This is a genomic window from Vibrio sp. La 4.2.2 (assembly GCF_027586995.1).
GTDB lineage: Bacteria > Pseudomonadota > Gammaproteobacteria > Enterobacterales > Vibrionaceae > Vibrio > Vibrio mediterranei.
Map to the genome: position 1 here is coordinate 1 of NZ_JAPPTJ010000015.1, position 17084 is coordinate 17084.

Annotated in this window: 33 protein-coding genes; 31 read left to right on the forward strand and 2 right to left on the reverse strand. The window is 45.4% G+C overall.

Annotation, left to right across the window (positions count from 1 at the left end):
- Positions 1–183: 183 nt before the first annotated feature.
- The 30 genes from OH456_RS23275 to rplQ all read left to right on the forward strand — a co-directional run bounded on the left by OH456_RS23275 (position 184) and on the right by rplQ (position 14968).
- Entirely contained in the window at positions 184–372 is a 189-nt protein-coding gene (locus OH456_RS23275) for a (2Fe-2S)-binding protein (RefSeq protein WP_062462315.1), read from the forward strand.
- A gap of 82 nt (positions 373–454) precedes the next feature.
- Positions 455–931, forward strand: coding sequence for a bacterioferritin (gene bfr, locus OH456_RS23280; protein WP_038228832.1), 477 nt, complete (start codon positions 455–457; stop codon positions 929–931).
- A 382-nt stretch (positions 932–1313) separates the two neighbouring features.
- Positions 1314–1625 (forward strand): 30S ribosomal protein S10, encoded by a 312-nt coding sequence (gene rpsJ, locus OH456_RS23285; RefSeq protein ID WP_031495630.1) that lies wholly within the window; start codon positions 1314–1316, stop codon positions 1623–1625.
- Positions 1626–1639: 14 nt separating this feature from the next.
- Positions 1640–2269, forward strand: a complete 630-nt coding sequence (rplC, locus tag OH456_RS23290) for a 50S ribosomal protein L3 (RefSeq protein WP_006075756.1) — start codon at positions 1640–1642, stop codon at positions 2267–2269.
- Between the two features lie 16 nt (positions 2270–2285).
- A complete protein-coding gene (rplD, locus tag OH456_RS23295; protein WP_038228833.1) occupies positions 2286–2888 on the forward strand; it encodes a 50S ribosomal protein L4 in 603 nt (200 codons plus the stop codon).
- Complete coding sequence (gene rplW / locus OH456_RS23300; RefSeq protein WP_031495626.1) at positions 2885–3187, forward strand: 50S ribosomal protein L23; 303 nt, start codon at positions 2885–2887, stop codon at positions 3185–3187. The genes rplD and rplW overlap by 4 nt, the downstream gene beginning before the upstream one ends.
- Positions 3188–3203: 16 nt before the next feature.
- Complete coding sequence (gene rplB / locus OH456_RS23305) at positions 3204–4028, forward strand: 50S ribosomal protein L2 (RefSeq protein ID WP_031495624.1); 825 nt, start codon at positions 3204–3206, stop codon at positions 4026–4028.
- 19 nt (positions 4029–4047) lie between these two features.
- Positions 4048–4326: a 30S ribosomal protein S19 gene (rpsS, locus tag OH456_RS23310; protein WP_031495622.1), complete on the forward strand. Its 279-nt coding sequence runs from the start codon at positions 4048–4050 to the stop codon at positions 4324–4326.
- A gap of 10 nt (positions 4327–4336) precedes the next feature.
- Positions 4337–4669 carry a 50S ribosomal protein L22 gene (rplV, locus tag OH456_RS23315; protein ID WP_031495620.1) on the forward strand — a complete coding sequence of 111 codons (333 nt, stop codon included), beginning with the start codon at positions 4337–4339 and terminating at the stop codon, positions 4667–4669.
- A gap of 16 nt (positions 4670–4685) precedes the next feature.
- Positions 4686–5384, forward strand: a complete 699-nt coding sequence (rpsC, locus tag OH456_RS23320; protein WP_006075724.1) for a 30S ribosomal protein S3 — start codon at positions 4686–4688, stop codon at positions 5382–5384.
- Between the two features lie 11 nt (positions 5385–5395).
- Positions 5396–5806, forward strand: a complete 411-nt coding sequence (gene rplP, locus OH456_RS23325; RefSeq protein ID WP_006075723.1) for a 50S ribosomal protein L16 — start codon at positions 5396–5398, stop codon at positions 5804–5806.
- Complete coding sequence (gene rpmC / locus OH456_RS23330) at positions 5806–5997, forward strand: 50S ribosomal protein L29 (RefSeq protein ID WP_004736737.1); 192 nt, start codon at positions 5806–5808, stop codon at positions 5995–5997. The genes rplP and rpmC overlap by 1 nt, the downstream gene beginning before the upstream one ends.
- A complete protein-coding gene (rpsQ, locus tag OH456_RS23335; protein WP_006075722.1) occupies positions 5997–6251 on the forward strand; it encodes a 30S ribosomal protein S17 in 255 nt (84 codons plus the stop codon). The genes rpmC and rpsQ overlap by 1 nt, the downstream gene beginning before the upstream one ends.
- A 159-nt stretch (positions 6252–6410) precedes the next feature.
- On the forward strand, positions 6411–6782 hold the full coding sequence (gene rplN, locus OH456_RS23340) for a 50S ribosomal protein L14 (RefSeq protein ID WP_006075569.1): 372 nt from the start codon (positions 6411–6413) through the stop codon (positions 6780–6782).
- Between the two features lie 11 nt (positions 6783–6793).
- Entirely contained in the window at positions 6794–7111 is a 318-nt protein-coding gene (gene rplX, locus OH456_RS23345; protein ID WP_006075571.1) for a 50S ribosomal protein L24, read from the forward strand.
- Positions 7112–7136: 25 nt separating this feature from the next.
- Complete coding sequence (gene rplE / locus OH456_RS23350; protein WP_006075572.1) at positions 7137–7676, forward strand: 50S ribosomal protein L5; 540 nt, start codon at positions 7137–7139, stop codon at positions 7674–7676.
- Positions 7677–7693: 17 nt separating this feature from the next.
- Positions 7694–7999 carry a 30S ribosomal protein S14 gene (gene rpsN, locus OH456_RS23355; RefSeq protein ID WP_006075573.1) on the forward strand — a complete coding sequence of 102 codons (306 nt, stop codon included), beginning with the start codon at positions 7694–7696 and terminating at the stop codon, positions 7997–7999.
- Positions 8000–8028: 29 nt separating this feature from the next.
- Positions 8029–8421, forward strand: a complete 393-nt coding sequence (gene rpsH / locus OH456_RS23360) for a 30S ribosomal protein S8 (RefSeq protein ID WP_006075574.1) — start codon at positions 8029–8031, stop codon at positions 8419–8421.
- Positions 8422–8433: 12 nt separating this feature from the next.
- A complete protein-coding gene (rplF, locus tag OH456_RS23365; RefSeq protein WP_031496829.1) occupies positions 8434–8967 on the forward strand; it encodes a 50S ribosomal protein L6 in 534 nt (177 codons plus the stop codon).
- Between the two features lie 9 nt (positions 8968–8976).
- Positions 8977–9330 carry a 50S ribosomal protein L18 gene (gene rplR / locus OH456_RS23370; RefSeq protein WP_006075576.1) on the forward strand — a complete coding sequence of 118 codons (354 nt, stop codon included), beginning with the start codon at positions 8977–8979 and terminating at the stop codon, positions 9328–9330.
- Positions 9331–9344: 14 nt separating this feature from the next.
- Positions 9345–9845 carry a 30S ribosomal protein S5 gene (rpsE, locus tag OH456_RS23375; protein WP_006075577.1) on the forward strand — a complete coding sequence of 167 codons (501 nt, stop codon included), beginning with the start codon at positions 9345–9347 and terminating at the stop codon, positions 9843–9845.
- 7 nt (positions 9846–9852) lie between these two features.
- Complete coding sequence (rpmD, locus tag OH456_RS23380; RefSeq protein ID WP_004410429.1) at positions 9853–10029, forward strand: 50S ribosomal protein L30; 177 nt, start codon at positions 9853–9855, stop codon at positions 10027–10029.
- Positions 10030–10034: 5 nt separating this feature from the next.
- On the forward strand, positions 10035–10469 hold the full coding sequence (gene rplO / locus OH456_RS23385) for a 50S ribosomal protein L15 (protein WP_006075578.1): 435 nt from the start codon (positions 10035–10037) through the stop codon (positions 10467–10469).
- A 20-nt stretch (positions 10470–10489) separates the two neighbouring features.
- Positions 10490–11824, forward strand: a complete 1335-nt coding sequence (gene secY, locus OH456_RS23390) for a preprotein translocase subunit SecY (RefSeq protein ID WP_006075579.1) — start codon at positions 10490–10492, stop codon at positions 11822–11824.
- 39 nt (positions 11825–11863) lie between these two features.
- Positions 11864–11977 carry a 50S ribosomal protein L36 gene (rpmJ, locus tag OH456_RS23395; RefSeq protein ID WP_000868186.1) on the forward strand — a complete coding sequence of 38 codons (114 nt, stop codon included), beginning with the start codon at positions 11864–11866 and terminating at the stop codon, positions 11975–11977.
- A gap of 148 nt (positions 11978–12125) precedes the next feature.
- Entirely contained in the window at positions 12126–12482 is a 357-nt protein-coding gene (gene rpsM, locus OH456_RS23400; protein ID WP_005450559.1) for a 30S ribosomal protein S13, read from the forward strand.
- A gap of 18 nt (positions 12483–12500) precedes the next feature.
- Positions 12501–12890: a 30S ribosomal protein S11 gene (rpsK, locus tag OH456_RS23405; protein ID WP_001118870.1), complete on the forward strand. Its 390-nt coding sequence runs from the start codon at positions 12501–12503 to the stop codon at positions 12888–12890.
- 27 nt (positions 12891–12917) lie between these two features.
- On the forward strand, positions 12918–13538 hold the full coding sequence (gene rpsD / locus OH456_RS23410) for a 30S ribosomal protein S4 (protein ID WP_031493229.1): 621 nt from the start codon (positions 12918–12920) through the stop codon (positions 13536–13538).
- Between the two features lie 24 nt (positions 13539–13562).
- Positions 13563–14555, forward strand: a complete 993-nt coding sequence (locus OH456_RS23415) for a DNA-directed RNA polymerase subunit alpha (RefSeq protein WP_038228852.1) — start codon at positions 13563–13565, stop codon at positions 14553–14555.
- A 26-nt stretch (positions 14556–14581) separates the two neighbouring features.
- Entirely contained in the window at positions 14582–14968 is a 387-nt protein-coding gene (gene rplQ / locus OH456_RS23420; RefSeq protein ID WP_031493230.1) for a 50S ribosomal protein L17, read from the forward strand.
- A gap of 98 nt (positions 14969–15066) precedes the next feature.
- Here rplQ and OH456_RS23425 read toward each other — a convergent pair whose 3' ends face one another.
- Together OH456_RS23425 and OH456_RS23430 are read right to left on the reverse strand one after the other, a co-directional pair.
- The gene (locus tag OH456_RS23425) at positions 15067–15540 is read right to left on the reverse strand and encodes a DUF2780 domain-containing protein (RefSeq protein ID WP_270034327.1); all 474 of its coding nucleotides are present in this window, start codon (positions 15538–15540) and stop codon (positions 15067–15069) included.
- A 91-nt stretch (positions 15541–15631) separates the two neighbouring features.
- A complete protein-coding gene (locus OH456_RS23430; RefSeq protein ID WP_062462312.1) occupies positions 15632–16255 on the reverse strand; it encodes an FKBP-type peptidyl-prolyl cis-trans isomerase in 624 nt (207 codons plus the stop codon).
- Positions 16256–16466: 211 nt separating this feature from the next.
- Here OH456_RS23430 and OH456_RS23435 point away from each other — a divergent pair, with 211 nt between their 5' ends.
- Positions 16467–17063, forward strand: a complete 597-nt coding sequence (locus OH456_RS23435; protein ID WP_124940543.1) for a LysM-like peptidoglycan-binding domain-containing protein — start codon at positions 16467–16469, stop codon at positions 17061–17063.
- Positions 17064–17084: the final 21 nt, after the last annotated feature.

The window sequence follows — 17084 nt, forward strand, 5'->3', positions numbered from 1 at the left end:
ATTTAGTTGATAATCGCAATAAACATAAAAAGAGGAGCTTAGGCTCCTCTTTTTTTTTGCGCAACTAAATGTATTTCTTGTTCAGTGGGTTAGCTGATTGCTGCCACCTCAACCCAAAATAATACTAGTAATGCTAACAATTCTCGTTTATATTTATATCCGTGAATTGTTTAAGGTTGTATTATGTTTGTTTGTCTTTGCCACGGCATCTCTGATAAAAAACTGCGTAAGCTTGCTATCGAAGAGGGTATCAGCGATATGCGCACCATCAGAAAATGCACTTCTCTTGGCTCTCAATGTGGTAAGTGTGTGAAACAAGCTAAAGAAATCTTGAGCGAAACACAGACGCTTCAGCTTGCAAAAGTAAGCTAACCTCAAGACCTTCGTCTGGTCACTTTGACACCTCCCCAATAGGTTCTACAGTTATTAATGAGCCAAAGAGGAGGTTTTTGTCATGAAAGGCGATCCAATCATAATTCAACATCTCAACAAAATACTGGGCAATGAACTCGTTGCTATCAATCAATACTTCCTTCACGCAAGAATGTACAAAGACTGGGGGCTAAAGCATCTAGCCGATAAGGAATACCATGAATCTATCGATGAGATGAAACACGCTGATCATCTTATTGAACGTATATTATTTTTGGAAGGTCTACCCAACCTCCAGGACTTGGGGAAGCTCATGATCGGAGAAGACACCAAAGAGATGCTCGAGTGCGACCTTAAGCTTGAGATGGATGCGATACCAGACTTAAAAGATGCTATTGCTTATGCAGAAGATACGCGCGATTTCGTCTCAAGAGATCTGTTCCAAGATATTCTCGAAGATGAGGAGGAGCATGTCGATTGGCTAGAGACTCAATTGGGACTAATTGAAAAAGTCGGTATAGAAAACTACTTACAAGCACAGTTCGTCGACGAAGAATAATCAGGCTAAATGGTTTCCAAGGGCTTAAGCAACCAGCTTGAGCCCTTTTTAAATGACATTTCTGATTAATTTTCCCTCACCCCTTGCATACCTTTTTGTGATCTGTATAATGCGTCGCACTGGTTAAGCCAGTTGTGAACCAATGAGCAAAGAGGAGTAAGTGGATTACCTCGGTAAATCACTTAGTAACGTAGACTCAGCTTATGTTCGCAGTTAATACAATTAACCCGCTATCATTGATAGTAGGCTAATCGAAAATTAGCTGACAATGCGCTCAATTAGAGTGCTACGGTTTCACATAAATCAATCGGCATTCTCTCGCCTTCGCGAGTATGAGTGGCGATATTGTTTGTGTAATAATTAATTATTGGAGCTCTGTCTCATGCAGAACCAACGTATTCGTATCCGCCTAAAGGCTTTCGATTATAAACTAATCGACCAGTCTACTGCGGAAATCGTTGAAACAGCTAAGCGTACCGGCGCACAGGTTCGTGGTCCAATTCCACTACCTACTCGTAAAGAGCGTTTCACTGTTCTTATCTCTCCACACGTCAACAAAGATGCACGTGACCAGTACGAAATCCGTACTCACAAGCGTTTGATCGACATCGTTGAGCCAACAGACAAAACTGTTGACGCTCTAATGCGTCTTGATCTTGCTGCTGGCGTTGATGTTCAAATCAGCCTAGGTTAAGGGAGATTAGAAGAATGATTGGTCTAGTCGGACGTAAAGTGGGTATGACCCGCATTTTTACCGAAGAAGGCGTTTCTATCCCTGTAACAGTTGTTGAGGTTGAAGCGAACCGTGTAACTCAAGTACGTACACTTGATACTGACGGTTATGCAGCAATCCAGGTAACTGCAGGCGAAAAGAAAGCTAGCCGTGTTTCTAAGCCAGAAGCTGGCCACTTTGCGAAAGCAGGTGTTGAAGCAGGTCGTGGTCTTTGGGAATTCCGTTTGGAAAACGGTGAAGAGTTTGAAGTTGGCGCTGAGCTAAACGTAGAACTTTTCAACGACGTAAAAAAAGTAGACGTTACTGGCACATCTAAGGGTAAAGGTTTCCAAGGCGCTGTTAAGCGTTGGAACTTCGCTACTCAAGATATGACACACGGTAACTCATTGTCTCACCGTGCTCCGGGTTCAATTGGTCAATGCCAAACTCCAGGTCGCGTATTTAAAGGCAAGAAAATGGCAGGTCACATGGGTGCTGAGCGTGTAACGACTCAAAACCTAGAGATCGTACGTGTTGACGCTGAGCGCAATCTGCTTCTTATTAAAGGTGCAGTCCCAGGCGCAACTGGCGGCAACGTGATCGTAAAACCAGCTATTAAAGCTTAACGTCTAGGAGTAAGTAATGGAATTGATGGTTAAAGGTGCTGATGCACTAACTGTTTCCGAGACTACTTTCGGACGTGACTTCAACGAAGCTCTTGTACACCAAGTAGTTGTTGCTTTTGCAGCAGGTGCTCGTCAAGGTACTCGTGCTCAAAAGACTCGTTCTGAAGTATCTGGCGGTGGCGCTAAGCCATGGCGTCAAAAAGGTACTGGCCGTGCTCGTGCTGGTACAATTCGTAGCCCTATCTGGCGTACAGGTGGTGTTACTTTTGCTGCGAAACCACAAGATCACAGCCAAAAAGTAAACAAAAAAATGTACCGCGGTGCTATGAAGAGCATTCTTTCTGAGCTAGTTCGTCAAGAGCGTTTAATCGTTGTTGATAACTTCTCTGTAGAAGCTCCAAAAACCAAAGAGCTTGTAGCTAAGCTAAAAGAGCTTGAGCTAACAGATGCGCTTATCGTGACTAGCGAAGTAGATGAGAATCTATTCCTAGCTGCTCGTAACCTATACAAAGTTGACGCACGTGACGTTGCTGGTATCGACCCAGTTTCACTAATCGCGTTCGACAAAGTTGTAATTACTGCAGAAGCAGTTAAGCAAGTTGAGGAGATGCTAGCATGATCACTGAAGAGCGTATCCTAAAAGTTCTACGTGCTCCTCATATCTCTGAGAAAGCAACTATGGCAGCAGAGAAAGCGAACACTATCGTTTTCAAAGTAGCTAAAGATGCAACTAAGAAAGAGATCAAAGCAGCTGTAGAAAAGCTATTTGAAGTTGAAGTTAAGTCTGTAAATACTCTTATTCTTAAGGGTAAGACTAAACGTCAAGGTCTACGTCAAGGTCGCCGCAGCGACGTTAAGAAGGCGTATGTGACTCTGGCGGAAGGTCAAGATCTTGACTTCGTTGGCGGTGCGGAATAACAGGAGTAGTTAAACAATGGCTATTGTTAAATGTAAGCCGACTTCCCCTGGTCGTCGTCACGTAGTTAAAGTTGTTAACGCTGACCTACACAAAGGTAAGCCTTACGCTCCACTTCTAGAGAAAAACTCTAAGAACGGTGGTCGTAACAACAACGGTCGTATCACAGTACGTCACATCGGTGGTGGTCACAAGCATCACTATCGTTTGATTGATTTCAAACGTACTAAAGATGGCATCCCAGCGAAAGTTGAGCGCCTAGAATACGATCCAAACCGTAGCGCAAACATCGCTCTAGTTCTGTACGCAGACGGTGAGCGTCGCTACATCATTGCACCAAAAGGCATCCAAGCGGGTGACTCTATCCAGTCTGGTGTTGATGCGCCTATCAAAGCAGGTAACACTCTGCCGATGCGCAACATCCCAGTAGGTTCTACAGTACACTGTGTTGAACTGAAACCTGGTAAAGGTGCACAAATTGCTCGTTCTGCAGGTGCATACGCACAAATCATCGCTCGCGATGGTGCATATGTAACTCTACGCCTACGTTCTGGCGAAATGCGCAAAGTACTATCTGAAGGCCGTGCAACAATCGGTGAAGTAGGTAATGCTGAGCACATGCTACGCGAACTAGGTAAAGCTGGTGCTAGCCGCTGGCGCGGTGTTCGTCCAACCGTTCGCGGTGTGGTAATGAACCCGGTAGACCACCCACACGGTGGTGGTGAAGGTCGTACTTCTGGTGGCCGTCACCCAGTATCTCCTTGGGGTCAGCCAACTAAAGGCTTTAAGACTCGTAAGAACAAGCGCACTGACAAGTACATCGTACGTCGTCGTAACAAGTAATCTATAAAGAGGAATCGCCATGCCACGTTCTCTCAAGAAAGGTCCATTTATTGACCTACACTTGCTGAAGAAGGTAGAGAAAGCGGTGGAAAGCGGAGACAAAAAGCCTGTTAAGACTTGGTCCCGTCGTTCAATGATCATTCCATCAATGATTGGTTTGACCATCGCTGTCCATAATGGTCGTCAGCACGTACCAGTATTCGTAACCGAAGAAATGATCGGTCACAAGCTGGGCGAATTTGCACCAACTCGCACTTATCGCGGCCACGCTGCTGATAAGAAAGCTAAGAAGAAATAAGGAGTAGATGATGGAAGCTATCGCTAAACATAACTTTGCTCGTATTTCTCCACAGAAAGCTCGCTTAGTTGCAGACCAAATCCGCGGTAAAAACGTGGATCAAGCTCTTGAACTACTAACTTTCAGCAACAAAAAAGCTGCTGTACTAGTTAAGAAAGTTCTTGAATCAGCAATCGCGAATGCGGAACACAACGAAGGTGCAGATATCGACGATCTATCAGTCGCTAAAATCTTCGTAGATGAAGGCCCAATCATGAAGCGTATTATGCCTCGTGCAAAAGGCCGTGCGGACCGTATCTTGAAGCGTTCTTGCCACATCACTGTTGTTGTTGCAGACGCTTAAGACTAGGAGATAAGCAATGGGTCAGAAAGTACATCCTAATGGTATTCGTCTTGGCATCGTTAAGCCTTGGAATGCTACATGGTTTGCTAACACCAAAGAATTCGCTGACAACCTAGACGGCGACTTCAAGGTACGTCAGTTCCTTACTAAGGAACTAGCAAAAGCGTCTCTTTCACGCATCGTTATCGAGCGTCCAGCTAAGAGCATCCGTGTGACTATTCACACTGCTCGTCCTGGCGTTGTTATCGGTAAGAAAGGCGAAGACGTTGAGAAGCTACGCACAGCTGTAGCTAAAATCGCAGGTGTACCAGCGCAAATTAACATCGCTGAAGTACGTAAGCCTGAGCTAGACGGCCAACTTGTGGCTGATAGCATCGCGTCTCAACTTGAGCGTCGTGTTATGTTCCGTCGTGCTATGAAGCGTGCGGTACAAAATGCTATGCGTCTTGGCGCTAAAGGTATCAAAGTGGAAGTAAGCGGTCGTCTAGGCGGCGCTGAAATCGCACGTTCTGAGTGGTACCGTGAAGGCCGTGTGCCTCTACACACTCTACGTGCTGACATTGATTACGCAACTTCTTCGGCTCACACTCAATACGGTGTGATCGGCATTAAAGTTTGGATCTTCAAAGGTGAGATTCTAGGCGGTATGCCAGCAGCTAACGCTGTAGAGCCAAAAGGCGATAAGCCTAAGAAGCAGCGCAAAGGCCGTAAGTAAGGAGTCGACAGATGCTACAACCTAAACGTACTAAGTTCCGTAAGGTTCAGACTGGTCGCAACCGTGGTCTAGCTAAAGGTACAGACGTAAGCTTCGGCACATTCGGTCTTAAGGCTGTTGGTCGTGGTCGTCTTACTGCTCGTCAGATCGAAGCGGCTCGTCGTGCAATGACGCGTCACGTTAAGCGTCAAGGTAAAATCTGGATTCGTGTATTCCCAGACAAGCCTATCACAGAAAAACCACTAGAAGTTCGTCAAGGTAAGGGTAAAGGTAACGTTGAGTACTGGGTAGCCCAAATCCAACCTGGTAAGGTTATGTACGAAATGGACGGTGTACCTGAAGAGTTGGCACGTGAAGCGTTCCGCCTAGCGGCTCGCAAACTGCCGTTCAAAACTACATTTGTAACTAAGCAGGTGATGTGATGAAAGCACAAGATCTACGCGAAAAAAACGTTGAAGAGCTTAACGCTGAGCTTTTGAATTTGCTACGCGAACAGTTCAACTTGCGCATGCAAGCTGCAACTGGTCAGCTACAGCAAACTCATACTCTGAAAGCTGTACGCCGTGATATCGCACGTGTGAAAACTGTTTTGACTGAGAAGGCAGGCGCATAATGAGCGAACAAATCCGTACTCAACAAGGTCGTGTAATTAGCAACAAAGGCGACAAGTCTATTGTTGTTGCAATCGAACGCATGGTTAAACACCCAATTTACGGTAAATTCGTAAAGCGTACGACTAAACTACACGCACATGACGAAAACAACGAGTGTGGCATTGGCGACACAGTTGAAGTTCGTGAGTGCCGTCCACTGTCTAAGATGAAGTCTTGGACTTTGGTTAGCATTGTAGAAAAAGCGAAGATTTAATCGTTTTTTTTATGAAAATCAAGCGGCTCCAAATTTTTTTTGGGGCCGCTTATTTTTTGTCTACCCAATCACAAAAAAGGGTGGTACAATTCGCGTCCCTTTAAAGAGGCAGCCCGACCCGAGAGGGTCTAGTTTTTAATATTTAGCGGAGCACTAACAATGATCCAAATGCAAAGTACACTTGACGCTGCAGATAACTCTGGCGCGCGCAAGGTAATGTGTATTAAGGTTCTGGGTGGCTCACACCGTCGTTATGCACACATCGGCGACATCATCAAAGTTACTGTGAAAGAAGCAATTCCTCGCGGTAAAGTTAAAAAAGGTGATGTTCTGAAGGCGGTAGTTGTTCGCACCCGTAAAGGCGTTCGTCGTCCAGACGGTTCTGTCATTCGCTTCGACCGTAATGCTTGTGTATTGTTAAACGACACTACTGAGCAACCAGTCGGCACACGTATCTTTGGTCCTGTGACTCGTGAACTTCGTAATGCGAAATTCATGAAAATTGTGTCACTAGCACCTGAAGTTCTGTAAGGAGCGTCAACATGGCAGCTAAAATCCGTCGTAATGACGAAGTAATCGTTCTTGCTGGTAAAGATAAAGGCAAGAAAGGTAAAGTAACTAAGGTTCTAGCAACCGGTAAAGTTATCGTTGAAGGTATCAACCTTGTTAAGAAGCACCAGAAGCCTGTACCGGCTCTTGGTCAACAAGGTGGCATCGTTGAACAAGAAGCAGCTATTGATGCTTCTAACGTTGCAGTCTTTAACGCGGCTACTGGTAAAGCTGACCGCATCGGTTTCCGTATCGAAGATGGCAAGAAAGTTCGTTTCTTCAAGTCTAACGGCGAAACTGTTTCTAACTAATTAGAAAGTAATTTGGAGTTCTACTATGGCGAAACTGCATGATTACTACAAGTCGTCTGTAGTTGCTGAATTGACCAAACAATTCAACTACTCAAGCGTCATGCAAGTCCCTAGGATTGAGAAAATCACCCTAAACATGGGCGTTGGTGAAGCAATCAACGATAAGAAACTGCTAGAAAACGCAGCAGCTGATATGGCAACGATCTCTGGTCAAAAGCCACTTATCACTAAAGCGCGTAAATCTGTTGCTGGTTTCAAAATTCGTGAAGGCTACCCAATTGGTTGTAAAGTAACCTTGCGTGGCGAACGTATGTGGGAATTTTTAGAGCGTTTAATCTCTATCGCACTTCCACGTGTACGTGACTTCCGTGGCGTTAGCGCTAAGTCTTTTGACGGACGCGGTAACTACAGCATGGGCGTTCGCGAGCAAATCATCTTCCCGGAAATCGACTACGATAAAGTAGATCGTGTTCGCGGCCTAGACATCACTATTACGACGTCTGCTGCAAACGATGAGGAAGGCCGAGCTCTGCTGGCTGCCTTTAACTTCCCATTCCGTAAGTAAGGTGAAGGGTTACTGTTATGGCTAAACAATCAATGAAAGCGCGCGAAGTAAAACGCGCGAAGCTAGTAGCTAAGTTCGCTGAAAAGCGTGCAGCTCTAAAAGCTATCATCAGCGATGTAAACGCATCTGAAGAAGATCGTTGGAACGCGGTTCTTAAACTGCAGACTCTTCCACGTGATTCAAGTGCATCACGTCAGCGCAACCGTTGCAACCAAACTGGTCGCCCACACGGTTACCTACGTAAGTTCGGTCTAAGCCGTATCAAAGTTCGTGAAGCTTGCATGAAAGGCGAGATTCCTGGACTTCGTAAGGCTAGCTGGTAATTGCCACTTAATCATTTGGAGTAAATCTTATGAGCATGCAAGATCCGATTTCGGATATGCTGACCCGCATTCGTAACGGTCAGGCAGCAAACAAAGTTGCTGTTAAAATGCCTTCTTCAAAGCTTAAAGTTGCAATTGCTGCACTACTGAAAGCTGAAGGTTACATCGTTGACTTCGCTGTTGAAGGCGAAGCAAAACCAGAGCTAGAAGTTACTCTTAAGTACTTCCAAGCGAAACCTGTAATTGAGCAAATCAAACGTGTTTCACGTCCTGGTCTGCGTGTCTACAAAAACAAAGACTCGCTACCAACTGTGATGGGCGGTTTGGGTATTGCTGTTGTTTCTACTTCCAAGGGTCTGATGTCAGACCGCGCTGCGCGTAAAGCAGGTCTTGGCGGTGAAATCATCTGTTACGTAGCTTAATAGGAGTAGATTATGTCTCGTGTTGCTAAGGCACCTGTCGCTATTCCAGCTGGCGTAGAGGTGAAACTTAACGGTCAAGAAATTACCGTTAAAGGCGCTAAAGGCGAACTAACTCGCGTTCTAAACAACGCTGTAGTTATTGCGCAAGAAGAGAACAACCTTACTTTCGGTCCACGCGACGGTGTTGCTAACGCATGGGCACAAGCAGGTACTGCTCGTGCACTAGTAAACAACATGGTTGTTGGTGTTACTGAAGGCTTTACTAAGAAGCTAACTCTTAAAGGTGTAGGTTACCGTGCTGCTATCAAAGGCAACGCTGTAGGTCTAACACTAGGCTTCTCTCACCCAGTTGAGCACGAGTTGCCAGCGGGTATTAAAGCTGAATGTCCAAGCCAAACTGAAATCGTGATCACTGGTTGTGACAAGCAACTTGTTGGTCAAGTAGCGGCTGACATTCGTTCTTACCGTGAGCCTGAGCCTTATAAAGGTAAAGGTGTTCGTTACGCAGATGAAAATGTGCGTACTAAAGAAGCTAAGAAGAAGTAAGGTAACACTATGGATAAGAAAGCATCTCGCATCCGTCGTGCTACACGTGCACGTCGTAAGATTGCAGAACTGGGTGCAACTCGCCTAGTAGTACACCGTACTCCTCGTCACGTTTACGCTCAAGTAATCGCAGCGAACGGCTCTGAAGTAATCGCAGCCGCTTCTACGGTAGAAAAAGCAATTCGTGAAGAAGTTAAGAGTACTGGTAACATCGATGCAGCTAAAGCAGTAGGTAAAGCTATTGCTGAGCGCGCGCTTGAGAAAGGCGTATCTGCTGTTGCATTCGATCGTTCTGGTTTCCAATACCACGGTCGAGTAGCGGCGCTAGCAGAATCTGCTCGCGAAGCTGGTCTGAAATTCTAAGGTAGGGTTGGAAGATGGCTAAAGAACAACAACAAGCTAGTGATTTGCAAGAAAAGCTAATCGCAGTTAACCGTGTTTCTAAGACGGTTAAAGGTGGTCGAATCATGAGCTTCACTGCACTAACAGTAGTTGGTGACGGTAACGGTCGTGTAGGTTTCGGTTACGGTAAAGCCCGTGAAGTTCCTGCTGCGATTCAAAAAGCAATGGAAAAAGCGCGTCGTAACATGGTTACTGTAGCGCTAAACGAAGGCACTCTTCACCACCCGGTGAAAGGTCGCCACTCTGGCTCTAAAGTTTACATGCAGCCAGCAGCAGAAGGTACGGGTGTTATCGCAGGTGGTGCGATGCGTGCAGTACTAGAAGTTGCAGGTGTACACAACGTACTATCTAAAGCATACGGTTCTACGAACCCTATCAACATCGTTCGTGCAACGATCGACGCTCTAGACAGCATGAAGTCACCAGAAATGGTTGCTGCTAAACGTGGTCTAACTGTTGAAGCTATTTCGGAGTAAGAACACCATGGCAACTATCAAAGTAACTCAAACTAAGAGCTCAATTGGTCGCCTACCTAAGCACAAAGCGTGTCTAAAGGGTCTTGGCCTTCGTAAAATCAACCACACAGTAGAACTTGAAGATACTCCGTGCGTACGCGGTATGATCAACAAGGTTTACTACATGGTTAAAGTTGAGGAGTAATCAGAATGCGTTTGAATACTCTATCACCGGCTGCGGGTTCTAAGCCTTCTAAGAAGCGCGTAGGTCGTGGTATCGGTTCTGGCCTAGGTAAAACTGGTGGCCGTGGTCACAAAGGCCAAAAATCACGCTCTGGCGGCAGTGTTCGTCCAGGCTTCGAAGGCGGTCAAATGCCTTTGAAACAGCGTCTACCTAAGTTCGGTTTCACTTCTCGTAAGAGCCTAGTGTCTGCTGAAGTTCGTCTAGCTGAGCTAGCGAAAGTAACTGGTGATGTTGTTGACCTAAACAGCCTTAAAGCAGCTAACGTTATCACTAAGAACATCGAATTTGTAAAAGTTGTTCTTTCAGGTGAAATCAACAAAGCTGTGACTGTTAAAGGTCTACGCGTGACTAAAGGCGCTAAAGCTGCAATCGAAGCTGCAGGCGGTAAAATCGAGGATTAATCTCGAGGGACGAGGTACAGATGGCTAAGAAACCAGGACAAGATTTTAGTAGTGCTAAGAGCGGCTTAAACGAACTCAAGTCGCGCCTTTTATTTGTAATTGGTGCACTTTTAGTGTTCCGCGCTGGCTCTTTTGTGCCGATTCCTGGTATTGACGCGGCTGTACTTGCCGATTTGTTCGAACAGCAAAAAGGTACCATCGTAGAAATGTTTAACATGTTCTCCGGTGGTGCATTAGAGCGTGCATCTATTTTAGCACTGGGCATCATGCCGTATATTTCGGCTTCGATTGTTGTCCAGTTGCTAACTGTAGTTCATCCAGCGTTAGCCGAACTCAAGAAAGAGGGTGAGGCAGGGCGTCGTAAGATTAGCCAATATACGCGTTATGGTACGCTTGTACTTGCAACATTCCAGGCAATAGGTATCGCAACTGGCCTTCCAAACATGGTCAATAATCTGGTTGTTATCAACCAAACCATGTTTACGCTAATTGCTACCGTAAGTTTAGTAACTGGTACCATGTTCTTAATGTGGTTAGGTGAACAAATTACAGAGCGTGGAATCGGTAATGGTATTTCCATTCTGATCTTTGCAGGTATTGTTGCTGGATTGCCTTCGGCAATCGGTCAAACAATCGAGCAAGCGCGTCAAGGTGAACTGCACGTACTTCTTCTGCTGTTGATTGCTGTACTTGCTTTCGCAGTTATTTACTTTGTGGTCTTTATGGAGCGTGGTCAACGTCGTATCGTCGTTAACTATGCAAAACGCCAACAAGGTCGTAAAGTGTTTGCTGCACAAAGCACGCACCTACCGTTGAAAATCAACATGGCAGGTGTTATTCCAGCAATCTTTGCATCAAGTATTATCCTGTTCCCAGGAACATTGGCTCAGTGGTTTGGTCAAAATGGTGAGAGCAGCGCGTTCGGTTGGTTAACTGACGTGTCATTGGCTCTTAGCCCAGGTCAACCATTGTATGTAATGCTTTATGCTGCAGCGATTATATTCTTCTGTTTCTTCTACACGGCGTTGGTATTCAACCCGCGTGAAACAGCAGATAACTTGAAGAAGTCTGGTGCGTTCGTACCCGGCATCCGCCCAGGTGAGCAGACAGCTAAGTATATTGATAAAGTAATGACTAGACTTACCCTTGCAGGTGCTCTATATATTACCTTTATCTGTCTGATTCCCGAGTTCATGATGGTCGCGTGGAACGTTCGTTTCTACTTCGGCGGTACTTCACTACTAATCGTAGTGGTAGTAATTATGGACTTTATGGCACAGGTACAGACTCATCTGATGTCACAACAGTATGATTCTGTGTTGAAAAAAGCAAATCTGAAAGGTTACGGCCGTTAATCCGGCGGTAGTCTCAGATTTCATTTACGGAGTTTAGCAATGAAAGTTCGTGCTTCCGTTAAAAAAATCTGCCGTAACTGCAAAGTTATCAAGCGCAACGGTGTTGTGCGTGTTATCTGCAGTGAGCCAAAGCACAAACAGCGCCAAGGCTAATTAAGCAGAAATTTTTACTTGAAATTAAAGGTATGGTCGAGTATATTCCTCGGCCTACCTTTTGCGTGCAAAAGAAGTAGCACTCCGCAGCGTATCCATAACGGGCTTTGCTGCGGCTATTCTTTTTAAGAAACACTAGGAGTGAATAATGGCCCGTATAGCAGGCATTAACATTCCTGATCAAAAACACGCTGTAATCGCACTAACCGCGATCTACGGCATCGGTAAAACTCGCTCTCAAGCTATCCTAGCTGAAGTGGGTATTGCTGAAGATGTTAAGATCAGTGAACTAACTGAAGAGCAGATCGATCAACTGCGTGATGGTGTAGCTAAGTACACTGTAGAAGGTGATCTACGTCGTGAAGTATCAATGAACATCAAGCGTCTTATGGACCTTGGCTGTTACCGTGGTCTTCGTCATCGTCGCAGTCTACCACTACGTGGACAGCGTACTAAAACCAACGCTCGCACCCGTAAGGGTCCGCGTAAGCCGATCAAGAAATAATCGGGAAGGTAGAGTACAATGGCTAAACAACCAACTCGCGCTCGTAAGCGCGTACGCAAGCAAGTTGCAGATGGCGTTGCGCACATCCATGCTTCTTTCAATAACACAATCGTAACTATCACTGACCGTCAAGGTAACGCTCTAGCATGGGCTACTGCAGGTGGTTCAGGTTTCCGCGGTTCTCGTAAGTCTACTCCGTTCGCTGCACAGGTTGCTGCTGAGCGTTGTGCTGAAATGGCTAAAGAATACGGTCTTAAGAACTTGGAAGTTATGGTTAAGGGTCCAGGTCCAGGTCGTGAATCTACTGTTCGCGCACTGAACGCTGCTGGTTTCCGCATCACGAACATCGTTGACGCGACACCAATCCCTCATAACGGTTGTCGTCCACCTAAGAAACGTCGCGTATAACGTTTCTAGGATAATTGGAGAAGAATCATGGCAAGATATTTGGGTCCTAAGCTGAAGCTTAGCCGTCGCGAAGGTACTGACTTATTCCTTAAGTCTGGTGTACGCGCGATCGATACCAAGTGTAAAATTGATAACGCACCAGGTGTACACGGCGCTCGTCGCGGTCGTCTATCTGAGTATGGCGTTCAGCTTCGTGAGAAGCAAAAAGTTCGTCGTATCTACGGCGTTCTAGAAAAACAATTCCGTAACTACTACAAAGAAGCAGCTCGCCTTAAAGGCAACACTGGTGAAAACCTACTTCAGCTTCTTGAAGGTCGTCTAGATAACGTAGTTTACCGCATGGGCTTTGGCGCAACTCGCGCAGAAGCACGTCAGCTAGTTAGCCACAAAGCTATCCTAGTTAACGGTAAAGTTGTAAACGTTCCTTCTTTCAAAGTTGCGGCTAACGACGTTGTTTCTATCCGCGAGAAAGCTAAACAGCAAGCTCGTATTAAAGCGGCTCTAGAAGTTGCTGAACAACGTGAAAAACCAACTTGGATTGAAGTAGATGCTGGCAAGATGGAAGGTACATTCAAGCGTATGCCTGAGCGTTCAGATCTATCTGCTGACATTAACGAACACTTGATCGTCGAGCTTTACTCTAAGTAAGGTTTAAACTAAAGAGAGGACACAATGCAGGGTTCTGTAACAGAATTTCTTAAGCCACGTCTTGTTGACATCGAACAGATCAGCACGACACACGCAAAAGTAACTCTTGAGCCATTAGAGCGTGGCTTTGGTCACACTCTAGGTAATGCACTTCGCCGTATTTTACTTTCGTCTATGCCAGGTTGTGCAGTGACTGAAGTTGAAATCGAAGGCGTTCTGCACGAGTACAGCACTAAAGAAGGCGTTCAAGAGGATATCCTTGAGATACTTCTAAACTTGAAAGGCCTAGCTGTTCGCGTTGCTGAAGGCAAAGATGAAGTGTTTATTACACTGAACAAATCAGGCTCAGGCCCTGTTGTTGCAGGTGACATCACCCATGATGGTGATGTAGAGATCGCTAACCCCGAGCACGTTATTTGTCACCTAACGGATGACAACGCTGAGATTTCTATGCGAATCAAAGTTGAACGTGGTCGCGGTTACGTTCCAGCTTCAGCTCGTATCCATACTGAAGAAGATGAGCGTCCAATCGGTCGTCTGCTTGTTGACGCAACTTACAGCCCAGTAGACAAAATTGCCTACGCTGTAGAAGCGGCACGTGTTGAGCAGCGTACTGACTTAGACAAGCTTGTTATCGATATGGAAACGAACGGTACTCTAGAACCTGAGGAAGCTATCCGTCGCGCAGCTACTATCCTAGCTGAGCAATTGGATGCATTCGTAGATCTTCGTGATGTACGTGTTCCTGAGGAGAAGGAAGAGAAGCCGGAGTTCGATCCTATTCTACTGCGTCCTGTAGACGATCTTGAACTAACAGTTCGCTCTGCTAACTGTCTAAAAGCAGAAGCGATTCACTACATCGGTGATCTTGTACAGCGTACCGAGGTTGAGCTACTTAAAACGCCAAACCTTGGTAAAAAATCTCTTACTGAGATTAAAGACGTACTTGCATCACGTGGTCTTTCTCTGGGCATGCGCCTAGAAAATTGGCCACCAGCGTCTATCGCTGAAGATTAATCGATACTAGTTAGAAGGATTAGGTCATGCGCCATCGTAAGAGTGGTCGTCAACTCAACCGCAACAGCAGCCATCGCAAAGCGATGTTCAGCAATATGGCTAGCTCTCTTGTACGTCATGAAGTAATCAAGACTACATTGCCTAAAGCAAAAGAGCTACGTCGCGTAGTTGAGCCTTTGATTACACTAGCTAAGACTGACAGTGTTGCTAACCGTCGTCTAGCATTTGCACGTACTCGTGATAACGAAGTAGTTGCGAAACTATTCAACGAACTAGGTCCACGTTTTGCTGCTCGTCAGGGCGGTTACACTCGTATCCTAAAAGCTGGCTTCCGTGCTGGTGATAAAGCTCCAATGGCTTACATTGAGCTTGTAGATCGCCCAGAAGCATCTGAAGAAGCTGCTGCTGAGTAATCAGTAGGTTCGTAAGAACTGAAAAGCCGAGCATTTATGCTCGGCTTTTTTGTATCTATAGAATTTGCTATCGATAGAACATAGCGTAGCAATGTTGACTATTGCTGCCATAAGCTACCCAACGAGTTCATTAAGCCACTGCTCGCGCCCTGTGTACCCAGATAATCCAAAATCACAGGTGTGAACTGGGAGATCAAAGCTGGGTCCAATCCTACTGATGCAAAGGCATTTTTAACACTTTCCATATTCTCTACGGAACTGAGTAAACTACTATTTGTGAGTGAACTTAGCCCTGGAATTAGTGAATTCAACTCACTCCTTTGTCCTGAGCCCAACTGATTTTTAGCTAGAGAAAGCAGCGCACCAGTGCCTGTTGCTGCCTGTTGTGGTGAAATCGACAGCTCTTTAACTAAGTTGTCGACAACTGGTGAGTTAGTTTGAGCCAATTGAGAGGCGCTATTTAATAGACTACTCGCAGAGTCAGAACTAACGCCAGATATATCGAATTCGGCGTAGCTATTGAATGAGAAGGTGGTAGTTATCGCTAAGGTTAAAATCACACTTTTAGTCATGCTTTGTCCTATTAATTATTGATAGTTAAAGCATAGCGTAAAAAAAAGCAGCGCTTAATAGCACTGCTTTAGATTCAATTTAAATGTGACATTACGCTAGGATGTCTAGAAGCTCTACTTCAAATACAAGAGCAGCGAATGGAGGGATAGCAGCACCAGCGCCACGCTCACCATATGCTAGGTCTTGAGGGATGTATAGTTTCCACTTAGAACCTACAGGCATTAGTTGAAGTGCTTCAACCCAACCTTTAATTACGCCAGTCACAGGGAACTCTGCAGGCTGACCGCGAGATACTGAGCTGTCGAAGACAGTACCGTCTGTTAGTTCACCGTGATAGTGAACACGTACTGTGTTCTCTGCCGTTGGTACTGTACCAGTACCTTCAGTAATTACTTCGTATTGAAGACCAGACTCAAGAACAGTTACTTCTGAACGTAGAGCGTTGTCTTTTAGGAAAGCTTCGCCGTCTGCTGCCGCTGCTTTCGCCGCTTCTTGACGAGCTGATTCTGCACGAGTGTGAAGCTCTTGAAGAGCTGCATTGATTGCGTCGATTTCGATTTCTGGCATGTCACCAGTTAGCGCAGTTGCAATGCCTTTAGCGATTGCGTCTACGTTTAGGCCTTCAAGGCCGCTACCTGCAAGTTGTTGGCCCATTTGTAGACCAATACCATAGCTTGCTTTCTGTTCTACAGTTTCTAATTTCACGTCAGACATGACGGTCTCTCTTGCTATTCGAATGAAGGTGAAAGGATACCAGTTCTAGTGTGAAACCGAAACGCTCTAACCAACTTTTACTAATTAATTCGTTTTCGTTGTTAAAGTTGTGACATTTGACTGCTATAAAAGGTAATTCCTGCGATTTTCCTATACTCTAAACGCAGGTTTTTTTAAACTGAAGCGGTTGTTTATTAGGAGACGGAATGTAATGAATCGTCGTCAAAGAAAGAAGCAAAAAGTTGACCACGTTCAAGTGCTAAAGGACAAATGGCAGGCTCTCGACTTTTCGAGCTTAAAGAAAATAAATAAGCCTGATGTTTCACAATGGACGTCAAAAATTAAGGCGTTCTGGATGAGACTTCCACGTCTTCATCGACGTCTATTAAGCGTTCTAATTCCTCTATTGGTGGTATTACTACTCATCCCAACCAAAAAGAACGAACCCGCTCAAGCGACTCAGGCTAATCAGCGAATCGCTGTAAGTGTTAATACCGAGTCTCTTAGCGAACAACCCTCCAGCGTACAGTCTGAGCAGTTAGTAGAAACCAATTGGCGTGAGTATACCGTCAAAAAAGGTGACACACTGGCGCAGGTGTTTCGTAAAAACCAGTTATCTATGGCCGACCTGAATTCGTTAGCAAGAATAGAAGGAAGCGACAAACCGTTAAGTCGTATTAAGCAAGGTCAGTTGATTCGGTTCAAATTCAGCCCAGAAGGTAATCTAGATATTCTACAAATTGAACGTGGCGATCAGTCCATCATGTTCTTTAGACTATCAGATGGAGGCTTCGGTCGTAGTAAGTGACAACGAAGTAATTAAGAGCAA

Excerpts from the sequence above, each read along its gene's own strand:
- rplB (WP_031495624.1), top strand. The coding sequence starts at position 3,204 with ATGGCTATTGTTAAATGTAAGCCGACTTCCCCTGGTCGTCGTCACGTA.
- rplV (WP_031495620.1), top strand. The coding sequence starts at position 4,337 with ATGGAAGCTATCGCTAAACATAACTTTGCTCGTATTTCTCCACAGAAA.
- OH456_RS23415 (WP_038228852.1), top strand. The coding sequence starts at position 13,563 with ATGCAGGGTTCTGTAACAGAATTTCTTAAGCCACGTCTTGTTGACATC.
- rpmD (WP_004410429.1), top strand. The coding sequence starts at position 9,853 with ATGGCAACTATCAAAGTAACTCAAACTAAGAGCTCAATTGGTCGCCTA.
- rplN (WP_006075569.1), top strand. The coding sequence starts at position 6,411 with ATGATCCAAATGCAAAGTACACTTGACGCTGCAGATAACTCTGGCGCG.
- rpsC (WP_006075724.1), top strand. The coding sequence starts at position 4,686 with ATGGGTCAGAAAGTACATCCTAATGGTATTCGTCTTGGCATCGTTAAG.
- rpsH (WP_006075574.1), top strand. The coding sequence starts at position 8,029 with ATGAGCATGCAAGATCCGATTTCGGATATGCTGACCCGCATTCGTAAC.
- rpsD (WP_031493229.1), top strand. The coding sequence starts at position 12,918 with ATGGCAAGATATTTGGGTCCTAAGCTGAAGCTTAGCCGTCGCGAAGGT.
- rplW (WP_031495626.1), top strand. The coding sequence starts at position 2,885 with ATGATCACTGAAGAGCGTATCCTAAAAGTTCTACGTGCTCCTCATATC.
- rplX (WP_006075571.1), top strand. The coding sequence starts at position 6,794 with ATGGCAGCTAAAATCCGTCGTAATGACGAAGTAATCGTTCTTGCTGGT.
- rpsQ (WP_006075722.1), top strand. The coding sequence starts at position 5,997 with ATGAGCGAACAAATCCGTACTCAACAAGGTCGTGTAATTAGCAACAAA.
- rpmJ (WP_000868186.1), top strand. The coding sequence starts at position 11,864 with ATGAAAGTTCGTGCTTCCGTTAAAAAAATCTGCCGTAACTGCAAAGTT.
- rplD (WP_038228833.1), top strand. The coding sequence starts at position 2,286 with ATGGAATTGATGGTTAAAGGTGCTGATGCACTAACTGTTTCCGAGACT.
- rplQ (WP_031493230.1), top strand. The coding sequence starts at position 14,582 with ATGCGCCATCGTAAGAGTGGTCGTCAACTCAACCGCAACAGCAGCCAT.
- OH456_RS23430 (WP_062462312.1), bottom strand. The coding sequence starts at position 16,255 with ATGTCTGACGTGAAATTAGAAACTGTAGAACAGAAAGCAAGCTATGGT.
- rpsS (WP_031495622.1), top strand. The coding sequence starts at position 4,048 with ATGCCACGTTCTCTCAAGAAAGGTCCATTTATTGACCTACACTTGCTG.
- rpsN (WP_006075573.1), top strand. The coding sequence starts at position 7,694 with ATGGCTAAACAATCAATGAAAGCGCGCGAAGTAAAACGCGCGAAGCTA.
- rplO (WP_006075578.1), top strand. The coding sequence starts at position 10,035 with ATGCGTTTGAATACTCTATCACCGGCTGCGGGTTCTAAGCCTTCTAAG.
- rplF (WP_031496829.1), top strand. The coding sequence starts at position 8,434 with ATGTCTCGTGTTGCTAAGGCACCTGTCGCTATTCCAGCTGGCGTAGAG.
- rpsK (WP_001118870.1), top strand. The coding sequence starts at position 12,501 with ATGGCTAAACAACCAACTCGCGCTCGTAAGCGCGTACGCAAGCAAGTT.
- OH456_RS23275 (WP_062462315.1), top strand. The coding sequence starts at position 184 with ATGTTTGTTTGTCTTTGCCACGGCATCTCTGATAAAAAACTGCGTAAG.
- rplE (WP_006075572.1), top strand. The coding sequence starts at position 7,137 with ATGGCGAAACTGCATGATTACTACAAGTCGTCTGTAGTTGCTGAATTG.
- rplR (WP_006075576.1), top strand. The coding sequence starts at position 8,977 with ATGGATAAGAAAGCATCTCGCATCCGTCGTGCTACACGTGCACGTCGT.
- OH456_RS23435 (WP_124940543.1), top strand. The coding sequence starts at position 16,467 with ATGAATCGTCGTCAAAGAAAGAAGCAAAAAGTTGACCACGTTCAAGTG.
- rpmC (WP_004736737.1), top strand. The coding sequence starts at position 5,806 with ATGAAAGCACAAGATCTACGCGAAAAAAACGTTGAAGAGCTTAACGCT.
- bfr (WP_038228832.1), top strand. The coding sequence starts at position 455 with ATGAAAGGCGATCCAATCATAATTCAACATCTCAACAAAATACTGGGC.
- OH456_RS23425 (WP_270034327.1), bottom strand. The coding sequence starts at position 15,540 with ATGACTAAAAGTGTGATTTTAACCTTAGCGATAACTACCACCTTCTCA.
- rpsM (WP_005450559.1), top strand. The coding sequence starts at position 12,126 with ATGGCCCGTATAGCAGGCATTAACATTCCTGATCAAAAACACGCTGTA.
- rplC (WP_006075756.1), top strand. The coding sequence starts at position 1,640 with ATGATTGGTCTAGTCGGACGTAAAGTGGGTATGACCCGCATTTTTACC.
- rplP (WP_006075723.1), top strand. The coding sequence starts at position 5,396 with ATGCTACAACCTAAACGTACTAAGTTCCGTAAGGTTCAGACTGGTCGC.
- secY (WP_006075579.1), top strand. The coding sequence starts at position 10,490 with ATGGCTAAGAAACCAGGACAAGATTTTAGTAGTGCTAAGAGCGGCTTA.
- rpsE (WP_006075577.1), top strand. The coding sequence starts at position 9,345 with ATGGCTAAAGAACAACAACAAGCTAGTGATTTGCAAGAAAAGCTAATC.
- rpsJ (WP_031495630.1), top strand. The coding sequence starts at position 1,314 with ATGCAGAACCAACGTATTCGTATCCGCCTAAAGGCTTTCGATTATAAA.